This is a genomic window from Pedococcus sp. NPDC057267 (assembly GCF_042668795.1).
Classification (GTDB): Bacteria; Actinomycetota; Actinomycetes; order Actinomycetales; family Dermatophilaceae; genus Pedococcus.
This window is the reverse complement of sequence record NZ_JBHUYG010000085.1, coordinates 1-18,995: the sequence shown is the minus strand read 5'-3', so window position 1 is coordinate 18,995 and position 18,995 is coordinate 1. Positions and strand designations below refer to the sequence as shown.

The 18,995-nt window shown below is 72.4% G+C and carries 19 protein-coding genes; 12 read left to right on the top strand and 7 right to left on the bottom strand.

Features of this window, described 5'->3' with window-relative positions; all coding sequences use genetic code 11:
* The first annotated feature begins 64 nt into the window (after positions 1 to 64).
* On the top strand, positions 65 to 1,351 hold the full coding sequence (locus tag ACFUC1_RS16185) for an RNA polymerase sigma factor (protein WP_379121583.1): 1,287 nt from the start codon (positions 65 to 67) through the stop codon (positions 1,349 to 1,351).
* 65 nt (positions 1,352 to 1,416) lie between these two features.
* Here ACFUC1_RS16185 and ACFUC1_RS16180 read toward each other — a convergent pair whose 3' ends face one another.
* Complete coding sequence (locus ACFUC1_RS16180; protein ID WP_379121581.1) at positions 1,417 to 2,256, bottom strand: serine protein kinase RIO; 840 nt, start codon at positions 2,254 to 2,256, stop codon at positions 1,417 to 1,419.
* Between the two features lie 277 nt (positions 2,257 to 2,533).
* Here ACFUC1_RS16180 and ACFUC1_RS16175 point away from each other — a divergent pair, with 277 nt between their 5' ends.
* On the top strand, positions 2,534 to 3,745 hold the full coding sequence (locus ACFUC1_RS16175) for an acyl-CoA dehydrogenase family protein (RefSeq protein WP_379121579.1): 1,212 nt from the start codon (positions 2,534 to 2,536) through the stop codon (positions 3,743 to 3,745).
* A 26-nt stretch (positions 3,746 to 3,771) separates the two neighbouring features.
* Here the strand turns inward: ACFUC1_RS16175 and ACFUC1_RS16170 are convergent, their stop codons facing one another.
* Positions 3,772 to 4,911, bottom strand: a complete 1,140-nt coding sequence (locus tag ACFUC1_RS16170) for a cation:proton antiporter (RefSeq protein WP_379121577.1) — start codon at positions 4,909 to 4,911, stop codon at positions 3,772 to 3,774.
* Between the two features lie 196 nt (positions 4,912 to 5,107).
* Between ACFUC1_RS16170 and ACFUC1_RS16165 the strand changes: the two genes are divergently transcribed.
* The 3 genes from ACFUC1_RS16165 to ACFUC1_RS16155 all read left to right on the top strand — a co-directional run bounded on the left by ACFUC1_RS16165 (position 5,108) and on the right by ACFUC1_RS16155 (position 6,661).
* Positions 5,108 to 5,707 (top strand): general stress protein, encoded by a 600-nt coding sequence (locus tag ACFUC1_RS16165; protein WP_379121575.1) that lies wholly within the window; start codon positions 5,108 to 5,110, stop codon positions 5,705 to 5,707.
* The gene (locus ACFUC1_RS16160; RefSeq protein ID WP_379121585.1) at positions 5,704 to 5,781 is read left to right on the top strand and encodes a pentapeptide repeat-containing protein; all 78 of its coding nucleotides are present in this window, start codon (positions 5,704 to 5,706) and stop codon (positions 5,779 to 5,781) included. The genes ACFUC1_RS16165 and ACFUC1_RS16160 overlap by 4 nt, the downstream gene beginning before the upstream one ends.
* Before the next feature lie 130 nt (positions 5,782 to 5,911).
* Positions 5,912 to 6,661: a PIG-L deacetylase family protein gene (locus ACFUC1_RS16155; protein ID WP_379121573.1), complete on the top strand. Its 750-nt coding sequence runs from the start codon at positions 5,912 to 5,914 to the stop codon at positions 6,659 to 6,661.
* 80 nt (positions 6,662 to 6,741) lie between these two features.
* Here ACFUC1_RS16155 and ACFUC1_RS16150 read toward each other — a convergent pair whose 3' ends face one another.
* The 4 genes from ACFUC1_RS16150 to glpK form a co-directional block, all read right to left on the bottom strand.
* Complete coding sequence (locus tag ACFUC1_RS16150) at positions 6,742 to 8,238, bottom strand: aminopeptidase P family protein (RefSeq protein WP_379121571.1); 1,497 nt, start codon at positions 8,236 to 8,238, stop codon at positions 6,742 to 6,744.
* Positions 8,239 to 8,300: 62 nt separating this feature from the next.
* A complete protein-coding gene (locus tag ACFUC1_RS16145) occupies positions 8,301 to 9,302 on the bottom strand; it encodes a DNA topoisomerase IB (protein WP_379121569.1) in 1,002 nt (333 codons plus the stop codon).
* Between the two features lie 76 nt (positions 9,303 to 9,378).
* Positions 9,379 to 11,082, bottom strand: coding sequence for a glycerol-3-phosphate dehydrogenase/oxidase (locus ACFUC1_RS16140; RefSeq protein ID WP_379121567.1), 1,704 nt, complete (start codon positions 11,080 to 11,082; stop codon positions 9,379 to 9,381).
* 7 nt (positions 11,083 to 11,089) lie between these two features.
* On the bottom strand, positions 11,090 to 12,628 hold the full coding sequence (gene glpK, locus ACFUC1_RS16135; protein WP_379121565.1) for a glycerol kinase GlpK: 1,539 nt from the start codon (positions 12,626 to 12,628) through the stop codon (positions 11,090 to 11,092).
* Positions 12,629 to 12,867: 239 nt separating this feature from the next.
* Between glpK and ACFUC1_RS16130 the strand changes: the two genes are divergently transcribed.
* A complete protein-coding gene (locus ACFUC1_RS16130) occupies positions 12,868 to 13,440 on the top strand; it encodes a MarR family winged helix-turn-helix transcriptional regulator (RefSeq protein WP_379121563.1) in 573 nt (190 codons plus the stop codon).
* 48 nt (positions 13,441 to 13,488) lie between these two features.
* On the opposite strand, the gene ACFUC1_RS16125 is transcribed toward ACFUC1_RS16130, so the two are convergent.
* Positions 13,489 to 14,007, bottom strand: a complete 519-nt coding sequence (locus tag ACFUC1_RS16125; protein WP_310154652.1) for a MaoC family dehydratase — start codon at positions 14,005 to 14,007, stop codon at positions 13,489 to 13,491.
* Between the two features lie 170 nt (positions 14,008 to 14,177).
* Here ACFUC1_RS16125 and ACFUC1_RS16120 point away from each other — a divergent pair, with 170 nt between their 5' ends.
* From ACFUC1_RS16120 to ACFUC1_RS16095, 6 genes are all read left to right on the top strand, one after another.
* On the top strand, positions 14,178 to 14,552 hold the full coding sequence (locus ACFUC1_RS16120) for a YciI family protein (protein WP_379121561.1): 375 nt from the start codon (positions 14,178 to 14,180) through the stop codon (positions 14,550 to 14,552).
* 72 nt (positions 14,553 to 14,624) lie between these two features.
* The gene (locus ACFUC1_RS16115) at positions 14,625 to 15,476 is read left to right on the top strand and encodes a PHP domain-containing protein (protein ID WP_379121559.1); all 852 of its coding nucleotides are present in this window, start codon (positions 14,625 to 14,627) and stop codon (positions 15,474 to 15,476) included.
* The gene (locus ACFUC1_RS16110; RefSeq protein ID WP_379121557.1) at positions 15,473 to 16,090 is read left to right on the top strand and encodes a MarC family protein; all 618 of its coding nucleotides are present in this window, start codon (positions 15,473 to 15,475) and stop codon (positions 16,088 to 16,090) included. The genes ACFUC1_RS16115 and ACFUC1_RS16110 overlap by 4 nt, the downstream gene beginning before the upstream one ends.
* 10 nt (positions 16,091 to 16,100) lie before the next feature.
* Positions 16,101 to 16,967: a RecB family exonuclease gene (locus ACFUC1_RS16105; RefSeq protein ID WP_379121555.1), complete on the top strand. Its 867-nt coding sequence runs from the start codon at positions 16,101 to 16,103 to the stop codon at positions 16,965 to 16,967.
* 87 nt (positions 16,968 to 17,054) lie between these two features.
* Positions 17,055 to 17,795: a ParA family protein gene (locus tag ACFUC1_RS16100; RefSeq protein ID WP_379121553.1), complete on the top strand. Its 741-nt coding sequence runs from the start codon at positions 17,055 to 17,057 to the stop codon at positions 17,793 to 17,795.
* A gap of 95 nt (positions 17,796 to 17,890) precedes the next feature.
* Positions 17,891 to 18,946, top strand: coding sequence for an NAD(P)-dependent alcohol dehydrogenase (locus ACFUC1_RS16095; protein ID WP_379121551.1), 1,056 nt, complete (start codon positions 17,891 to 17,893; stop codon positions 18,944 to 18,946).
* Positions 18,947 to 18,995 lie beyond the last annotated feature (49 nt).

Genomic DNA, 18,995 nt, shown 5'->3' with positions numbered 1-18,995 from the left:
CCCACCGAGGCCGAGAACGGACGGACGCCGCCGGGCGGCGGCGTCCGTCCCGTAGGCTCGGCGGGTGTCAACCGAGGCCTCGACTGCCGCAGCGATCACCACCGCGTGGCGGGCCGAGTCGGCGCGCCTGGTCGGTGCGCTCACCCGGATGACGCGTGACGTCGACCTGGCCGAGGACCTCGCCCAGGACGCGCTGGTCGCTGCGCTCGAGCAGTGGCCGGTGACCGGTGTGCCGGCCAACCCTGCCGCGTGGCTGATGACCACGGCGAAACGCCGGGGTGTCGACCAGTTCCGGCGAGCCGAGACCCTGCGTCGCAAGGTCGAGGGGCTCGCACTCGCGCTACCCGGTGCAGAGGAGGGACGCGTGCCCGACCTCGACGACCAGGTCGACCACATCGAGGACGACGTCCTGCGCCTGATGTTCCTGACCTGCCACCCGTCCCTGAGCCCCGAGTCGAGGGCTGCCCTGACCCTGCGCCTCGTCGGTGGCCTGACGACGAGCGAGATCGCCCGCGGGTTCCTGTCCACCGAGTCCGCGATGGCACAGCGCATCTCGCGGGCGAAGAAGTCCCTCGCCGAGGCGCGTGCGGACTTCGACATCCCGACCGGTCCGGAGCGCGACCAGCGCCTCGACGACGTCATGGCCGTGATCTACCTGGTCTTCAACGAGGGCTACTCGGCTGCTGCGGGCGAGGACTGGCTGCGGCCGGGCCTGGCGACCGAGGCCATCCGCCTGTCCCGGATGCTGTCCGGGCTCACGCCGCACGAGCCCGAGGTCCTGGGCCTCCAGGCACTGCTGGAGATCCAGGCCTCCCGCCTGCCGGCCCGGGTCGACGAGGACGGGGCGGCGGTCCTGCTGGAGGCGCAGGACCGCTCCCGGTGGGACCACGAGCTCGTCCGTCGCGGCCTGTCGGCGTTGGCGGAGGGGCGGGCGCTGGCCGCACAGGGCAAGCCGGTCGGGAAGTACTTCCTGCAGGCGTCGATCGCCGCCGAGCACGCCCGCGCCCGGCGGGCCGAGGACACCGACTGGGCGCAGATCGCGGCCCTGTACGACGTCCTCGCCAACGCCGCGCCGGGCCCGGTCGTCGAGGTCAACCGGGCCGTCGCGCACGGGCGCGCGCACGGTCCCGCGGCAGGGCTCGCCGTGCTCGACGCCCTGCGCGGGGACGAGCTCGGGAGCTCACCCCTGCTGCCCAGCGTGCGGGGCGACCTGCTCGAGCGCGCCGCACGGCACGCCGAGGCCGCGGACGCCTTCGCCGAGGCGGCCACCCGGTCCCGGAACGCTGCCGAGCGAGCGGTGCTCGAACGGCGGGCCGAGGAGAACAGCGCCCGCCGGTCGAGCTCCGGCTGACCCGGCACACCCGGCACGCCTGCCGGGACGGCCCAGCACGTGTGCCGGGTGTGCCGGGTGGCCGGCTACCAGCGCGACGTGGCTGCGGCGACGAGGTCGCCCATGAGCTCCGACTCGTCCGCGTCCAGGCCTCGCGCCCGGAACCACCGGCACATGTTCGTGACATCGCGCTCGAGGAACTCGAAGCCGCGCGGGTTGCCGATGACGTCCACGACCTGGGGCCAGTCGATGACGACGAGCCGCTCGCCGTGGAGCAGGACGTTGTACGGCGACAGGTCGCCGTGGGCCCAGCCGTGCCCGGCCAGCACCGTCATCGTCCGCCGGAGCTGCTCGAACAGGTCGGCGAGCAGGTCCGGGGCCGGTCTCGTCTGCGCCAGGCGGGGTGCCGCCTCGCCGTCGGAGCCGATGAACTCCATGAGCATCTCGCGGTCGCTGAGCTGCACCGGGTAGGGGACGGGCAGGCCGAGCTCCCACAGCTGCCCCAACGCCTCGAACTCCGCCGAGGCCCACTGGCCGGACAGCAGCTCGCGGCCGAAGTCGGTGCGCCTGGCCATCGCCCGCATCTCCCGGCTGCGGCGGACCCGGCGGCCCTCCTGGTACCCGGCGTCACGGTGGAACATGCGGTGCTCGCTGGTGCGGTACCGCTTGGCCGCCATCCACGTGTCGAGCGCAGGCTGGTCGGTGCCGTCGGGAACCCACCGGCGGACGACGTGGACGTCGGCCTCCTTGCCCGTCTTGAGGATGCCGAGGTCGGCCTCGACGGCTGCGAGGGCGGTGATGACCCAGTCGGGTCGGGGTTTCGGACCGTGCGTGGCACCGTCCCAGCTCGACCAGCGCTCGCCCTCGGGCGGCGCGTCAGGAAGGCTGTCGAACGAGAACTCCGGGTTCTCCTGAAAAGCGTGCAACGGAAGACTCCATCGAAGAAGGGGTGTGGGCGCGAGGGCAGCCCGGGACAGTCGTGGACATGTCGCCCCTCCTTCCGTTCGACGTGGTGGCCCCGTCGAGCGAGTCGTGCCGCGGCCGGTGCCGTCGGCGTGCCCGGCCATGCTGGCAGTGACGACGTGACGTCCGCCACCGAGTTTCCGCGGCCACACGGGCGGGCCCGAGCCCCGACCTGCGGGTGGGCAGGCTCACACGCCCGTCCGGTACCCACCACCGGAGGCGCTCGGCATACTCGCCAGCATGTCCCGACTTCAGACGACCGACGGCCTCACCGAGGAGCAGACCGAGCTGGTGAAGCTGGTCCGGGAGTTCGTCGACGAGCAGATCATCCCGGTGGCGCAGCAGCTCGAGCACGCCGACGAGTACCCCACCGAGATCGTCGAGGGCATGAAGGAGATGGGCATCTTCGGGCTCATGATCCCCGAGGAGTACGGCGGCCTGGGGGAGTCGCTGCTGACCTACGCGCTGGTGGTCGAGGAGATCGCACGCGGCTGGATGTCGGTGAGCGGCATCATCAACACCCACTTCATCGTCGCGTACATGCTGCTGCAGCACGGGACCGAGGAGCAGAAGCAGCGGTACCTGCCGCGGATGGCGACCGGTGAGGTGCGGGGCGCGTTCTCGATGAGCGAGCCCGGCCTCGGCTCCGACGTCTCCGCGATCCGCACCAAGGCGGTCAAGGGGTCCGGCGAGGGCGCCGACACCGAGTGGACCATCACCGGGCAGAAGATGTGGCTCACCAACGGCGGGTCCTCGAACCTGGTGGCGGTGCTGGTGAAGACCGACCTCGGGGCGGACTCGGTCTACCGGAACATGACGACCTTCCTCGTCGAGAAGGAGCCCGGCTTCGGCGAGACCGCCCAGGGCGTCACGATCCCGGGGAAGATCGAGAAGATGGGCTACAAGGGCGTCGACACGACCGAGCTCGTCCTCGAGGGCCACCGCACGACCTCGGCCCAGATCCTCGGCGGCGAGCCGGGCAAGGGCTTCTACCAGATGATGGACGGCGTCGAGGTGGGCCGCGTCAACGTCGCTGCACGCGCCTGCGGGGTGTCGATGCGGGCCTTCGAGCTGGGCATCGCCTACGCGCAGCAGCGCGAGACGTTCGGCAAGAAGATCGCCGAGCACCAGGGCATCCTGTTCCGCCTCGCCGACATGGCGACCAAGGTGGAGGCGAGCCACCAGATGATGGTGAAGGCGGCTCGGCTCAAGGACGCCGGTGCCCGCAACGACCTCGAGGCGGGGATGGCGAAGTACCTCGCCGCCGAGAACTGCGCCGACGTGGTCGAGCAGAGCTTCCGGATCCACGGCGGGTACGGCTACTCCAAGGAGTACGAGATCGAGCGCCTCTACCGCGAGGCGCCCATGCTGCTCATCGGCGAGGGCACGGCAGAGATCCAGAAGATGATCATCGGCCGGCGCCTGCTTGAGGACTTCGCGGTCAAGAAGTAGCAGCGCCGCCGGAGGAGGCAGCGACGTCACGACCGGGCGGCTCGGCGTCTCGAGGGCAGGCGGTTGCTGGCCAGGGCCGTGGCCGCGATGGTGACGAGGGCGCCGAGCAGGATCGCAGCGTCCTCGCCGGGGACGAGGAGCCCGTGCGCCCGGCCCAGGGTCGCCGCGGCGACGGGCACCCCGAGCTGCGCGGACGTGGCGACGGCGAGGGACCACGGTTGCCCCGTCACGACCATGGCACCGTGCACGGCGACGGCCCCCGCACCGAGCGCGAGTCCCAGCACGACCGCGCTCGGGTGCTGGGACAGCGCCCGCAGGTCGAGCGACGCACCCAGCCAGACGAAGAAGATCGGTGCGAACAGTCCCTCGGTAACCGCGAACAGCTGCTTCGCGACCCGTCGCGGCTCGCCCACGGCGGCCACCACGAGCCCGAGGGCGAAGCCGGCCAGCAGCACGGACACGTCCAGCGCCACGGCCAGCGCCGCCAGCGCGAACAGCACCGACAGGAGCAGCCGGAGCTCGATCGCGAGCTCGCGCTCCTCGGACAGGCGGTGCACCGCCCGTTGCCGGCCCGAGGTGTGGGCCCACCGCAGCCCCCACCACGCCGCCGCGGCGGCTGCTGCGACGACGAGCGCCCCGAGCGCGGCCCGGCCGGCGTGCCCGGGGTCCAGGGCCAGCGGCAGCAGCACGATGCACGCGGCGTCGGCGACGGCGACCTGGGGCAGGACCTCCACCACCGACCTCGCGGTGAAGGGGCCGGGGCCGAGGACCGGCATGACGACGCTCGCCGACGAGGAGGCGAGCAGCACGGCATACAGGCTGGTGTGGGAGGTGCCGAAGACCGCGGAGAGCACCGCACCGGCGCCGGCCGCCAGGACCCCCACGAGGAGAGCGCGCCCGAGCCCGGAGCGGATTCCCCTGAGCAGCAACGGGTCCCGCACCGGCACGTGCGATCCCGCGACGAACATGACGAGCGCGAAGCCGATCTCGGCGAGGAAGTGGAACGTGGGGTCGTCCGCGGACAGCACCCGCAGCCCGGTCGCGCCGAGGGCGATGCCGACCGCGAGCTCGCCGACGACCACCGGCAGGCGTAGCGCCCGCGGCAGCGACAGCAGCGCGCCGAGCAGCGCCACGGCGCAGATGAGGGCGAGCTGTCCGAAGCCCACTCAGGCCGCCCGGTCGGGCGCGCGCGATGCCATGGAGGAGTTGTACCCCCACCGGCACCCGGACGGCACCCAGGCGGAGGGGCGGCAGCACCCCGGCGGACCGGGCACCCGGCTGGTTGCCCACCGATGACTCGCGGTCAGCGGCTCCACGGCCGGGGCACAGACAACGTGCAGCCGGTTTTGACAGACTGGTGGCATGAGCACGCAGCCAAGCGCCCTGTCGCGGTCCCGCGCGGTCCTCACGCTGGAGTACCCCATGTCCCTGGGGCGCTACGACACCTACGAGGCGGCCCAGAAGGCGGTCGACTACCTCTCGGACCACGAGTTCCCGGTGCAGAACGTCCTCATCGTCGGCACCGACCTCAAGCAGCTCGAGCGCGTGACGGGCCGGCTGACGCGGGGACGGGCCGCGATCGGCGGTCTCGTCTCCGGCGCCTGGCTCGGCCTGTTCGTGGGGATGATCTTCGCGCTGCTCGACACGACCAGCGGCGCCGGCTTCTCCAGCATCCTGGCCACCATCGCCTTCGGGGCGCTCTTCGGGCTCGTGTGGAGCCTCATCGGGTACCAGCTGACGCGGGGCCCGCGCGACTTCACCTCGGTGACCCAGGTCGTGGCCACGCAGTACGAGGTCCTCGTGGAGCACAAGTACGCCGGGCAGGCGCGCGAGATGCTCACGCAGATGGACCCGATGGCCGCCGCCCAGGCCCAGGTCGCCGCGGCCCGTGAGGCCGAGCGTGAGGCGGCTCGGCAGCGTGCTGCCGGCGAGCCCCCGGTCCCGCCCGCTCCGCCGGCCTGACACACGCCCGCCTGACACACGCCCGCCTGACACACGCCCGCCTGACACACGCCCGCCTGACGCCGCCGGCCTGACGCCCGCCGGCCTGACGCCCGCCGGCCTGACGCCGCCCACCCGACGCCCCCTGCCAGAGCTCGCCGTGCCGTCGGCGCCTCCGCCACACGTGGGAGGTCGTCGACGGGCCTGCGGCCTACGCTGCCGCCCATGAGCGAACCCACGGGGACAGGGGGCCGTCCGGCGGTGCAGGAGCTCGACGACGACTTCGAGTCGGTGCTGTGCGTCGTCGCGCACCCCGACGACATCGAGTACGGGACGGCGGCGGCCGTCGCGAAGTGGACCGACGGCGGGAAGCGGGTGACGTACTTCCTGCTGACCCGTGGCGAGGCCGGCATCGACACCATGCACCCCGACGAGGCGGGCCCGGTACGCGAGCAGGAGGAGCGCGACGGGGCCGCGGTGGTGGGGGTGACCGAGGTCGACTTCGGCAACCACCGTGACGGTGTCGTCGAGTACGGGTTGGACCTGCGTCGCGACATCGCCCGCGAGATCCGCAGGCGCCGGCCGGACGTGGTCGTCACCGGCCACTACGGGGACCGCTTCGTGCAGGGCAGGCTGAACCAGGCCGACCACCGCGCCGTCGGCCTCGCCTGCGTCGACGCGGTCGCCGACGCCGGGAACCGCTGGATCTTCCCGGAGCTGGTGCAGGAGGGGCTCGAGCCGTGGAACGTGGGTCGGCTGTGCTTCGGGGGGTCGCCGACGGCGACGCACTACGTCGAGGTGGCCGGCCAGTTCGACCGCGCGGTGGCCTCGCTCGAGGCACACCGGGCCTACAACGCCGCGCTGCCGGAGCAGTTCCCGAAGCCCCCTGAACTGCTGGGCTTGGTGCTGGGCTGGGGCGGTCAGGCAGCCGGCGTCGACAAGGCGCTCCTCCTGGACGTCGTCGACCGGCGCTGAGGCGCGCGCGAGCGGACCGCAAGCGAGCGGGAGCGGACCGCCAGCGAGACGGAGCGGGCGGGCGCCCGCTCCCGCACCCGTCAGCGGGCCTGGACCTCGCGGATCCAGGCCTCGACGCCGGTGGACGTGCGCGGCATGGCGGCGGACAGGTTCTCGTGGCCGTCCGCGGTGACGACGACGTCGTCCTCGATCCGCACCCCGATGCCGCGGAACCGCTCGGGCGCCTTGAGGTCGTCGGCCTTGAAGTACAGCCCCGGCTCGACCGTCAGGACCATGCCCGGCTCGAGGACGGCGTCCATGTACTCCTCGCGGGTGGCGAGCGCGCAGTCGTGGACGTCGATCCCCAGGTGGTGGCTCGTGCCGTGCACCATCCACCGGCGGTGGTACTGGCCGTGCTCCTTGTCGAGCGTGGCCTCGACGTCGACGCCCTCGGGCAGCAGGCCCCAGCCGTGCAGCTTCTCGGCGATGACGCGGATGGCCGCGGCGTGGATGTCGCTGAACCTGTTGCCCGGCTTCACCGCGGCGAGACCGGCCTCCTGCGCCTCGTAGACGGCGTCGTAGACCTCGCGCTGGGCGTCGGTGAACGTGCCGTTCGCCGGCAGGGTGCGCGTGACGTCGGCGGTGAAGAGCGAGTCCATCTCGACACCGGCGTCGAGCAGCAGGAGGTCGCCGTCACGCAGCTCGCCGGTGTTCTTGATCCAGTGCAGGGTGGTCGCGTGGTCGCCGGCTGCCGCGATGGAGTCGTACCCGACGCCGTTGCCCTCGTGCCGGGCAACGAGGCCGAAGACGCCCTCGACCCACCGCTCGCCCCGGCCGCGGGCCACGGCCTCGGGCAGGTCGGCGATGACGGCCTCGAAGCCGCGCCTGGTGGCTGCGACGGCCTTGCGCATCTCCTCGAGCTCCCACTCGTCCTTGACCATGCGCAGGTTCGACAGGAAGTGCGCGAGCTCGTCGTCGGCCTCGGTGAGGTCCTGCGCCTCGACCGACTCGGACGTGCGAGCCTCGTCGAGCTGCCGGGTCAGGTCGCGGTCCGCGTCGCGCACAACCCGCACGGTGACCTCGCCGGCGTCCTTGACCGCCGCGTCGGCGAACTCGTCGATGTGCCGGCCGGTGACGCCGAGCTCGAGCTCGATGTCCTCGATGGTCGGGCGGGCGCCGACCCAGAACTCGCCGTAGCGCGCGTCGGCGAAGAACTCGTCGGTGTCGCGGCCGGCGAGCGGGCGGAAGTACAGCACGGGCTCGTGCGTCCCGTCGTCGCGCGGCTCGAGCACCAGCACCGCGTCCGGCTCGCGGTCGCCGCCGAGCCCGGTGAGGTGCGCGAACGCGCTGTGCGGGCGGAAGACGTAGTCGGTGTCGTTGCTGCGCACCTTGAGGCCACCCGCGGGGATGACGAGCCGGTCGCCGGGGAAGGCCTCGCTGACCTTGGCTCGGCGCGCCGCGGCATACCGCGCGGCCTCACTCAGCCCGGTCGCACCGGGCGCCCGCGGCGCCCAGTCCTCGGCGATGAACGCCCGCAGCTCGTCGGTCGTGGGACGGGCGCGGTTCTCCGGCTTCTTCTGCTCTTCGCTGGCGGTCACGAAGCCATGGTGCCACGCCGTGCAACCGGGTATGCCGGGTGCGCGCCGGCAGCGCGGACGGCTCAGTCGGAGGCGAGCAGGGCCAGGACGGCCTTCTCCACGGCGGCCTGCCGGCGCTCGGGGCTGCGGTAGCGGGACGGGTCGACCGCGATGGTGGTGCCGGACTCGTACAGGTCCAGCACGCGGGGGTCGATGTAGGAGCCCTTGGCGATGGTCGGGGTGTTGCCGAGGTAGCCGGCGACCTCCTCGACCGCCGCCTTGATCGCGCGCCGGCGGGAGGACGCGGTGTCGCCCTTCTCGTCGGTGGTGGCGAGGGCCAGCGCGGCGAGGACGGTGGCGTGCCACGTGCGGAAGTCCTTGGCCGTCATCTCGCCGTGCAGCAGCTCGGCGAGGTAGGCGTTGACCGTGGCGGCGTCGAGGTCGGACCAGCGCCGCTGCTGCTGGTAGGCGAGGAGGCGCTTGCTGGCCGACTTGCGCTTGCGCAGCCGGTCGATGGCGGCCATCGCGAGCTCGTCGTCGATCTCGATGCGGTGCTCGATCCCGGACTTGCCGACGAAGGTGAACACGATGACGTCGCCGCGGCGGCGCACGTGCTGCCGTTCGAGCGTGGTGAGGCCGAACGAGCCGTTGGCGTCGGTGTAGGCGTCGCTGCCGATCCGGAAGTAGCCGTGGTCGAGCAGGCGGACGGCGGTGGCTGCCGCACGCTCGCGGGGCATGTCCGCGAGCGCCAGGTCCGCGAGCACCCGGCGACGGGCGGCGGGCAGGTGGGCGGCCGCGGCGAGCACCCGGTCGAACTTCATCTGGTCGCGCTTGACCCGCCAGTCGGGGTGGTAGAGGTACTGCCGGCGCCCAGCGGTGTCCGTGCCCACGGCCTGGATGTGGCCGCGTGGGTGGGGGCAGATCCAGACGTCCTGCCACGCAGGCGGGATGGCCAGCGACCGGATGCGCTCGACCTCCTCGGCGGGGAGGCGGGCGCCGTCGGCGTCGAGGTAGACGAACCCCTTGCCGCTGCGGCGCCGGGTCCACCCGCGCGTTCCGGGGGACACCGTGCGCAACCGAGCCATGACCCGACCCTAGGTCAAAGTCGCAGGTCAGGCTGGTCGAGCCGGGACTCCCCGCCGACGGCCGGGCCGCCGGGCGTCAGATGCGGCTGTCCGGGCCGCTGCGGCGCGCCTCGTCGGCGGTCTCGTCGTCGGGCATCGTCTGGCTGATCCGCTCCGCCTCGACGCGCCCGAGGTAGATGTCGACCTCGGACTGCTGCCGCGCCTCGTCCCAGCCGAGGACGGGGGCGACCAGGGCGGCCGCGGCAGGTGCGGCCGAGACCCCCCGGTCCCAGGCCTCGATCGAGATCCGGGTGCGCCGGGTGAGGACGTCGGTGAGGTGGAGGGCGCCCTCGTGCGAGGCGGCGTAGACGACCTCGGCCTTGAGGTGGTCCTCGGCGCCCTCGAGCGGCTCACCGAGCTCGGGCCGCTCGGCGACGAGGTCGAGCAGCTCCTGGGTCAGCGCCCCGTAACGGCGCAGCAGGTGCTCGACCCGGGCCACGTGCAGCCCGGCCTCGGCCGCGAGCGTGTGCCGCTGGTTCCAGGCGGCCTGGAAGCCGACCGCGCCCAGCAGCGGGATGGTCTCGGTCGTCGAGGCGGGGATGCGGCCGTCGAGCCCCTGCACCGCCTCGTCCACCGCGTCCTTGGCCATGACCCGGTAGGTCGTGTACTTGCCGCCGGCGACGACCACGAGCCCCGGGGCGCTGTGGGCCACGACGTGCTCGCGCGACAGCTTCGACGTCGACTCGGACTCGCCCGCGAGCAGGGGCCGCAGCCCGGCATAGACGCCCTCGACGTCCTCGTGCGTCAGCGGCGTGGCGAGCACCCGGTTGACGTGGTCGAGGATGTAGTCGATGTCCGCGCGGGTCGCGGCGGGGTGGGCCTTGTCGAGGTTCCAGTCGGTGTCGGTGGTGCCGAGGATCCAGTGCCGGCCCCACGGGATGACGAACAGCACCGACTTCTCGGTGCGCAGGATGAGCCCGGTGGAGGAGTGGATCCGGTCGCGGGGCACGACGAGGTGGATCCCCTTGCTCGCGCGGACGTGGAACTGTCCGCGCTCGCCGACCATGGCCTGGGTGTCGTCGGTCCAGACGCCCGTCGCGTTGACGATCTGCCGCGCGTGGACCTCGAACTCACGGTCGGTCAGCTTGTCGACGGCCCGGACCCCGGTGACGCGCTCGCCCTGGCGCAGGAAGCCGACGGCGGCGACGCGGTTCGCGACGTGCGCGCCGTAGTGGGCGGCGGTGCGGGCGATCTCCATGGTGTGGCGCGCGTCGTCGACCTGGGCGTCGTAGTACTGCACCGCGCCCGTGAGGGCGCTGCTGCGCAGGCTCGGCATGAGCCGCAGCGCCTGGCGGCGGCTCAGGTGCCGGTGGTGGGGGAGGCCCGCCCCGGTGCCGGACTGCATGGCCATGGCGTCGTACAGGGCGATGCCGGAGCCGACGTAGCCGCGCTCCCAGACGCGGTGGGTGAGGGGGTAGAGGAACGGCACAGGGCGGACCAGGTGCGGCGCGAGCCGGGTGAGGAGCAGCCCGCGCTCGCGCAGGGCCTCCCGGACCAGGCCGAAGTCGAGCATCTCGAGGTAGCGCAGGCCGCCGTGGATGAGCTTGCTCGAGCGGGACGACGTGCCGCTGGCGAAGTCGCGCTGCTCGATCAGGCCGGTGGACAGGCCCCGGGTCACGGCGTCGAGGGCCGTGCCGCTGCCGACCACCCCGCCGCCGATGACCAACAGGTCCAGCTCGCGGCCCGAGGCCAGGGTGTCGATGGCCGCCTGACGGTCCTGCGGTGACAGTCCGCTGCTCATGTCGGTGCTACTCCTCGTCGACGTCGACCCAGTCGAGCGTGCGCTCGACCGCCTTGCGCCACCCGGCATACCCGGACTCGCGCTGCTCGTCGCTCCACGTCGGCTCCCAGCGCCGGGACTCCTGCCAGTTGGCCCGCAGCTCCTCGGTGTCCTTCCAGAAGCCGGTGGCCAGACCAGCAGCGTAGGCGGCGCCGAGGGCCGTGGTCTCGGCGACCACCGGGCGTGAGACGGGCACGCCCAGAATGTCCGCTTGGAGCTGCATGCAGAGCTCGTTCGCGGTCACGCCGCCGTCGACCTTGAGGACCGACAGCTCCATCGGGACGCCCGCGGCGCCGGTGTCCGCGGTCATCGCGTCGGCCACGTCCCGCGTCTGGTAGCAGATGGCCTCGAGGGTGGCGCGGGCCAGGTGGGCGTTGGTGTTGAAGCGGCTCATGCCGACGATGGCGCCGCGCGCGTCCGGCCGCCAGTACGGCGCGAAGAGGCCCGAGAAGGCGGGGACGAAGTAGAGGCCGCCGGTGTCCTGCACCTGGCTGGCCAGCCGCTCGACGTCACCGGCGCCGGAGATGATCCCGAGCTGGTCGCGCAGCCACTGGACAGCGGAGCCCGTCACCGCGATGGAGCCCTCGAGGGCGTAGACGGGCTTCTCGTCGCCGAGCTGGTAGGCCACGGTCGTGAGCAGCCCGGACTCGCTGCGGACGATCTCCTCACCGGTGTTGAGGAGCATGAAGTTGCCGGTGCCGTAGGTGTTCTTGGCCTCGCCCGGGCGGAAGCACACCTGCCCGACCGTGGCAGCGTGCTGGTCGCCCAGCGCGCCCGCGAGCGGGACCTCGCCGCCGAGCGGGCCGCCCGTGCGGGTCGTGCCGTAGAGGGCCGGGTCGGAGCTCGGCCGGATCTGCGGAAGCATCGAGCGAGGGATGCCGAAGAAGCCGAGCAGCTCCTCGTCCCAGTCGAGGGTGCGCAGGTCCATGAGCATGGTGCGGCTGGCGTTGGTGACGTCGGTGACGTGCACGCCCCCATCGGTGCCGCCGGTGAGGTTCCACAGCAGCCAGGTGTCGATGGTGCCGAACACCAGGTCCCCGGCCTCGGCTGCCGCGCGGGCCCCGTCGACGTTCTCGAGGATCCACTGGACCTTGCCGGCGGCGAAGTACGCGGCAGGCGGTATGCCGGCCCGCTCGCGGATGACGTCGCCGCGTCCGTCCTGGTCGAGGGCCCGGGCGATCCGGTCGGTGCGGGTGTCCTGCCAGACGATCGCGTTGTGCACCGGGCGACCGGTGTGCCGGTTCCACACCACGGTGGTCTCGCGCTGGTTGGTGATGCCGATCGCGGCGAGGTCGCCCGGCTGGAGGTCGAGGCGGGCGAGTGCCGAGGCGATCACCGTCTGGGTCCGCTCCCAGATCTCCAACGGGCTGTGCTCGACCCAGCCGGCGCGGGGGAGGATCTGCTCGTGCTCGAGCTGTCGGCTGCCGACCTCGTTGCCGTCGTGGTCGAAGACCATGAACCGCGTGCTGGTCGTGCCCTGGTCCACCGCGCCAACGAATTCGGCCATGGCGCGACCCTACTCAGCAGGCACGCCCCGCAGACAGGGCCGCCTTCGCCATCTGGGACGGGGGGTCGAGAGCTAAAGCGCGAGAGGCGAGAGGCGAAGGGGCGAGAGGCGAAGGGGCGAGAGGCGAGGGGGCGAGAGGCGAACTGTGGGGCCGGAGGGCCCATAGGTCTGCGCGAACCACGAACCTGGGTTGTGGATATCCCCAACTCAGGTTCGTTTCTCGCGCACACACTCCCGCCATGGACGTGGACCTGGGTATGCACGGCGACAGGACGGACCCGCTGCCCGAGCCGGACGAGGACGAGCAGCGCTGGCTGCGGGAGCGGCAGGCGGCGGCGCGGGCGGAGGACTCGCGCCGGGAGCGCGCCGAGCTCGATGAGCAGCTCGATCACCTGCCGTTCGCGTTGCGCGAGGCGAGCCGCTCGGTGGACGACCTCGTGGCCCACCTCCTCCGACGGGAGGCTGTCACCGACCTGCCGTTGACGGCCGTGCACCTCCTGGTCCTGGCGCGGACCCCGCGCCCCGTGGTCGCGCTCGCCTCGCGGCTGCGCGTCTCACCGCAGGCAGCAGGTCGGATGGTCTCCGTGCTGGAGCGACGTGGCCTGGTGGAACGCGCGGTGGATCCGATGGACCGCCGCCAGCGACTGGTGAGCACCACGGAGGCGGGGGAGGCCCTGTTGCGTATGGTGCGCCGACAGCTGTTCGTGGCGGTGTCCTTGGTGGCCGACGACCTTGGCGACGAGCGGCTCGTGGCCCTGGTGGGCGAGCTCGCGGACCTGGCCATGATCGAACCGGACCGGGTGCCCTGGTGAGGTGGTGACGCGACCCGGACCAGGAGCTGGTCAAGCCTCGTTCGCTGGTCAGGCCTTGGGGGCCGGCTCGACCAGCTCGGGCCGTGCCGGCTGCTCGCCGCCGCGGGCGTCGAGGTAGCTCTGCTTGGGCACCATGACCTTGCGACGGAAGATGCAGACCAGCGTGCCGTCCTGCTTGTAGCCCTTGGTCTCGACGTGGACGACGCCCCGGTCGTCCTTGCTCGTCGACTCCCACTTGTCGAGGACCTCGGTCTGGCCGTAGATCGTGTCGCCGTGGAACGTCGGCGCGACGTGGCGCAGGCTCTCGATCTCGAGGTTGGCGATGGCCTTGCCCGAGACGTCCGGCACCGACATGCCGAGCAGCAGCGAGTACACGTAGTTGCCGACCACGACGTTGCGGCCGAACTGCGTGGTGTTCTCCGCGTAGTTGGCGTCGAGGTGGAGCGGGTGGTGGTTCATGGTGAGCAGGCAGAACAGGTGGTCGTCGTACTCGGTCACCGTCTTGCCGGGCCAGTGCTTGTAGACCGCGCCGACCTCGAACTCCTCGTAGCTGCGTCCGAACTGCATGCGGCCCATCCTGCCGACGGTGGCCTCCCGGGGACACCGCTGCGGTGCGTGCGTTCGCTCACAACCTCCGGAACACTGCGGCGGAGTTTGTCGAGACCGGCCGGCGGCGGTCGTCACACGGCTGTCAGGGGCCCTCGGGCCTGCAGCCACACCCGGACAGGAGCACCACCGTGAAGTACGTCATCCTCATGCACTCCAACCCCCAGCCCTGGGGCCACCCGACGAGCGAGTTCCTCGCCGAGCACCAGGCCCTGCCGCCGGAGGAGCGGGAGCGGCGCAGCGCCGAGTTCGACGAGGTCCTGAAGGAGCTGTCGCAGTCCGGCGAGCTCGTCGGGGGCCAGGCGCTCGGCGACCCGCGGGACGCACGGCTGTTCCGGTGGGAGGGTGGGCGCCGCAAGGTCACCGACGGCCCCTACGCCGAGACCGCCGAGCACTTCGCCGGCTTCTTCCTGATCGACGTGGCGAGCCAGGAGCGGGCCGAGGAGGTCACCGCGAAGTTCTCCGGTCCCGGTGAGACGGTCGAGCTGCGCCCCCTCTTCGCGTGACCTCCCGGGTGCCTCGCCGCCCGACCGGTGGGGCACCCGGGAGGCGCCCCGCGCCACCCCTACGCTTGGCCCGTGCGCATCGACCTCCACACCCACTCCTCGGCGAGTGACGGCACCGAGCCGGCGGAGGTCGTCATCGCACAGGCAGCCCGCGCCGGCCTCGACGTGGTGGCCCTGACCGACCACGACACGTATGCCGGGTGGCCGGCGGCGCAGGCCGCCGCGCGCGAGCTCGGGGTCGGCTTCGTCCCCGGCGTGGAGGTGTCCTGCTCCCACCGCGGCGTCAGCGTCCACCTGCTCGGCTACCTCGTGGACCCGGGGTTCGCGCCCCTCGTGGAGGAGCTCGAGAAGGCCCGGGAGTCCCGCGTCAGCCGCGTCGAGCGGATGGTCGAGCGGATGGCCGCCGACGGCATACCCGTCAGCATGGAGGCGGTCCACGCGCACGCGGGGGAGGACACCACGCTGGGGCGCCCGCACATCGCCGACGCCCTCGTGGCCGCCGGGTACGTCGCCTCGCGCGACGCGGCCTTCACCGACGTGCTGCGCAACGGCAGCCCCTACTACGTCTCCCACTACGCCCCCAACCCCGTGCGGGCCGTCCAGCTGGTCCGGGCCGCCGGCGGGGTGCCCGTGATGGCGCACCCGTTCGCCTCCTCGCGGGGCTGGACCGTCGACGACGACGTCATCGCCGCGATGGCCCGGGCCGGGCTGGCCGGGCTCGAGGCCGACCACCGCGACCACACCGACGACCAGCGCGACCACGCCCGCGCGCTCGCCACCCAGCTGGGCCTGTTCACCACCGGGGCCAGCGACTACCACGGCGCCGGCAAGCCCAACCGCCTCGGCGAGAACACGACCTCCCCGGAGGTGCTCGCCGAGATCGAGCGGCAGGCCACGAGCGGCGTGGAGGTGGTGCGGCCGTGAGCAGCGTGCTCGACCCGCAGGTGTTCGGCTCGGTCTTCGTGACCCTGCTCGTCATCATGGACCCGCCCGGTGCGCTGCCGATCTTCCTCGCGCTGACCGGCTCGCTCACGCAGAGGCAGAAGCTCGCCGCCGCGCGCCGGGCCAGCCTCGTGGCGCTCGGCGTCATCGCCGCGTTCGCGGTGTTCGGCCAGCAGATCCTCAACTACCTGCACATCTCGCTGCCGGCCCTGCAGGGTGCCGGCGGCCTCCTCCTGCTGCTCGTGGCGCTGCAGCTGCTCACGGGGTCCGAGCAGGAGCAGCACGCCGACGCCGGGGTGAACGTCGCCCTCGTGCCGCTGGGCACGCCGCTGCTCGCCGGCCCCGGTGCGATCGTCGCGACGATGCTGGCCGTGCAGAACTCCTCCCGCCCGGGGGAGTACATCGCCGTCGGCTCGGCCCTGGTCGCCGTGCTCCTGGTCGTGTGGCTGTTCCTGCGGTTCGCCAGCCAGATCCACCGCGTGCTCAAGGACAGCGGCACGGTGCTGCTGACCCGCATCGCCGGCCTGCTGCTGTCCGCGATCGCCGTGCAGATGGTCGCCGACAGCGTGCGGGCCTTTGTCAGCGGGACCCCCTAGCGTGGGCGCCGTGGGAGCAGGGAGCGGGGGGTTCGAGCAGGGCGAGCTGGCGGGTATGCCGCGCCGCCTGTTCCGCGCGAGCCCGAGCAAGCTCCTGGCATGGGTGGACTGCCCCCGCCGCTACCGCATGCAGTACCTCGAACGGCCGACGCCGCAGACCCGGCCGCAGCGCGCGCACACCTCCCTCGGTGTGGCCGTCCACAACGCGCTGCGCGACTGGTGGGACCTGCCCGGCGAGCGCCGGACCCCGGCTGCGGGGGCCGAGCTCGTGCGCACGTCGTGGATCGAGTCCGGCTTCCGCGACCCCGACCACTCCCGCACCTGGCGCGAGCGGTCGCAGGAGCACGTGACGACCTACCTTGCCGACGTCGACCCGCACAGCCAGCCCCTCGGCATCGAGCGGACGGTCTCGCTGAAGACCGGGACCCTCGCGCTGTCCGGGCGGATCGACCGGCTGGACGACCGGGGCGACGGCCTGGCCGTCGTCGACTACAAGACGAGCCGCACCGTCCCGACCGACGACGACGCCCGGACCTCGCTGCCGCTGGCGCTCTACGCCGCCGCCGCGTGGAAGATGTTCCGCCGCCGCTGCGTCCGGGTCGAGCTGCACCACCTGCCCTCGGGCACCGTCGCGGTCCACGAGCACACGCCGGAGTCGCTGCAGCGCAAGCTCGCCGAGGCCGAGTCCATCGCGGCCGACGCGCGGCGCGCCGAGGACGACTACGCCCAGTTCGGCGTCGACTCCGGCCGGTTCCCCGCCCAGGTCGGGCCGCTGTGCCAGTGGTGCGACTTCCGCCGGCACTGCCCGGCAGGCCAGGCGTTCGGCCCGGAGAAGTCCGACTGGGCGGCCCTGGAGGACCCGGTCCCGGCGACCTGACAGACTGGGCCGCGAGCCGGAATACCGACCCGCACGAAAGGTCAGCACGTGGCGAGGAAGCGCACCAGGCCGGCCACGGTCGTGTCCGTGGCCAACCAGAAGGGCGGGGTCGCCAAGACGACCTCGGTGGCGTCGCTGGGGGCGGCCTTCGCCGAACAGGGCAAGCGGGTGCTGCTCGTCGACCTCGACGCGCAGGCCTGCCTCACGTTCAGCCTCGGCGTCGACCCCGACGAGGTCGACGGCTCGGTCAACGAGGTCCTGCTCGGCAAGGCGGAGGTCGTCGACGTCCGGATCGCCTGCGAGGACGGCGTCGACCTGGTGCCGAGCGTCATCGACCTTGCCGGCGCGGAGGCGCAGCTGCTGCCGAGGCCGGGGCGCGAGTACATCCTGCGCGGCGTGCTCGAGGACGTCCGGTCCGAGTACGACGTCATCCTGCTCGACTGCTCGCCCAGCCTCGGTGTCCTCACGCTCAACGCGCTCACGGCCTCCCAGGGCCTCGTGATCCCGATGCCGTGCGAGATGCTCAGCCACCGGGGGGTCGGCCAGCTGCTCGACACCGTTGCCGACGTCCAGAAGATCCTCAACAAGGACCTGCGCGTGATGGGGATCCTGCCGACCCTCTTCGACGGCCGCAGCAACCATGCCCAGGAGGTCCTGGCCGACGTGGGGGAGCGCTACGGCCTGCCGGTGCTCGACCCGCCGATCCCCAAGACCGTGCGGTTCGCCGAGGCGCCCGCCGTCGGGCGATCGATCCTGGCGACGTCCCGCACCTCCAAGGGCGCCAGGGCGTACCGCGACGTGGCGAAGGCGCTCGCGAAGCAGCTCTGAGATCCCGGTTGCGGAATACCGGAGGCGGCCGCGTACTTGTCACCAGATGGTGCCCATTCCCCCCGACCGGGCACCTAACCGATCCAAGGAGTGACATGACGACCACCACCCCTGCCCTGGCCATGCCGTCCGCCGACGGCCGGTTCGAGACGACGACGGTGGAGCGGCGTGACCTGCGCGCGGACGACGTGAGCATCGACATCAAGTTCGCCGGCATCTGCCACAGCGACATCCACACCGTCCGCGGCGAGTGGGGCGACACCAGCTACCCGCTGACCCCCGGCCACGAGATCGCCGGTGTCGTGAGCGAGGTCGGCCCCGAGGTGACGAAGTTCAAGGTCGGCGACCGCGTCGGCGTCGGCTGCATGGTCGACTCGTGCGGCGAGTGCGCCCAGTGCAAGGCCGGCCACGAGAACTTCTGCGAGAAGAAGACCGTCTTCACGTACGGCGACACCGACGTCGACGGCACCACGACCCAGGGCGGCTACAGCCAGCAGGTCGTCGTGACCGAGCGCTTCGTCGTCCGGATCCCCGACGGGCTCGACCTGGATAAGGCCGCCCCGCTGCTGTGCGCCGGCATCACCCTGTACACGCCGCTCAAGCGCTGGCTCGACCACGCCGGCCCCGACGCCAAGGTCGCGATCGTCGGCATGGGCGGCCTGGGCCACATGGGCGTCAAGATCGCCTCGGCGATGGGCGCGGACGTCACCGTGCTCAGCCAGGGCCTGTCGAAGGAGGAGGACGGCCGCCGTTTCGGCGCCCGTGACTACCGCGCGACGAGCGACGCCAAGACCTTCGAGGACCTCGCCGGCACGTTCGACGTGATCATCTCGACGATCAGCGCCGACCTCGACCTGCCGCAGTACCTGTCGCTGCTGAAGCCGTTCGGCACGTTCGTCACCGTCGGCCTGCCGCCGAGCCCGCAGCAGCTGCCCTTCGGCGCGCTCATCAACGGTGACAAGACCGTCGCCGGCTCCAACATCGGCGGCATCGCCCTCACCCAGGAGATGCTCGACTTCTGCGCCGAGCACGGCATCACCGCCGAGATCGAGACCATCTCCGCGGACCAGGTCGACGAGGCCTACGACCGCGTCGTGAAGTCCGACGTGCGGTACCGGTTCGTCATCGACACCGCGACCATCGGCGCCTGACCCGGCGCCGCGGACAGCGGACGACGCGAAGGGCCCAGCCTCCACGGAG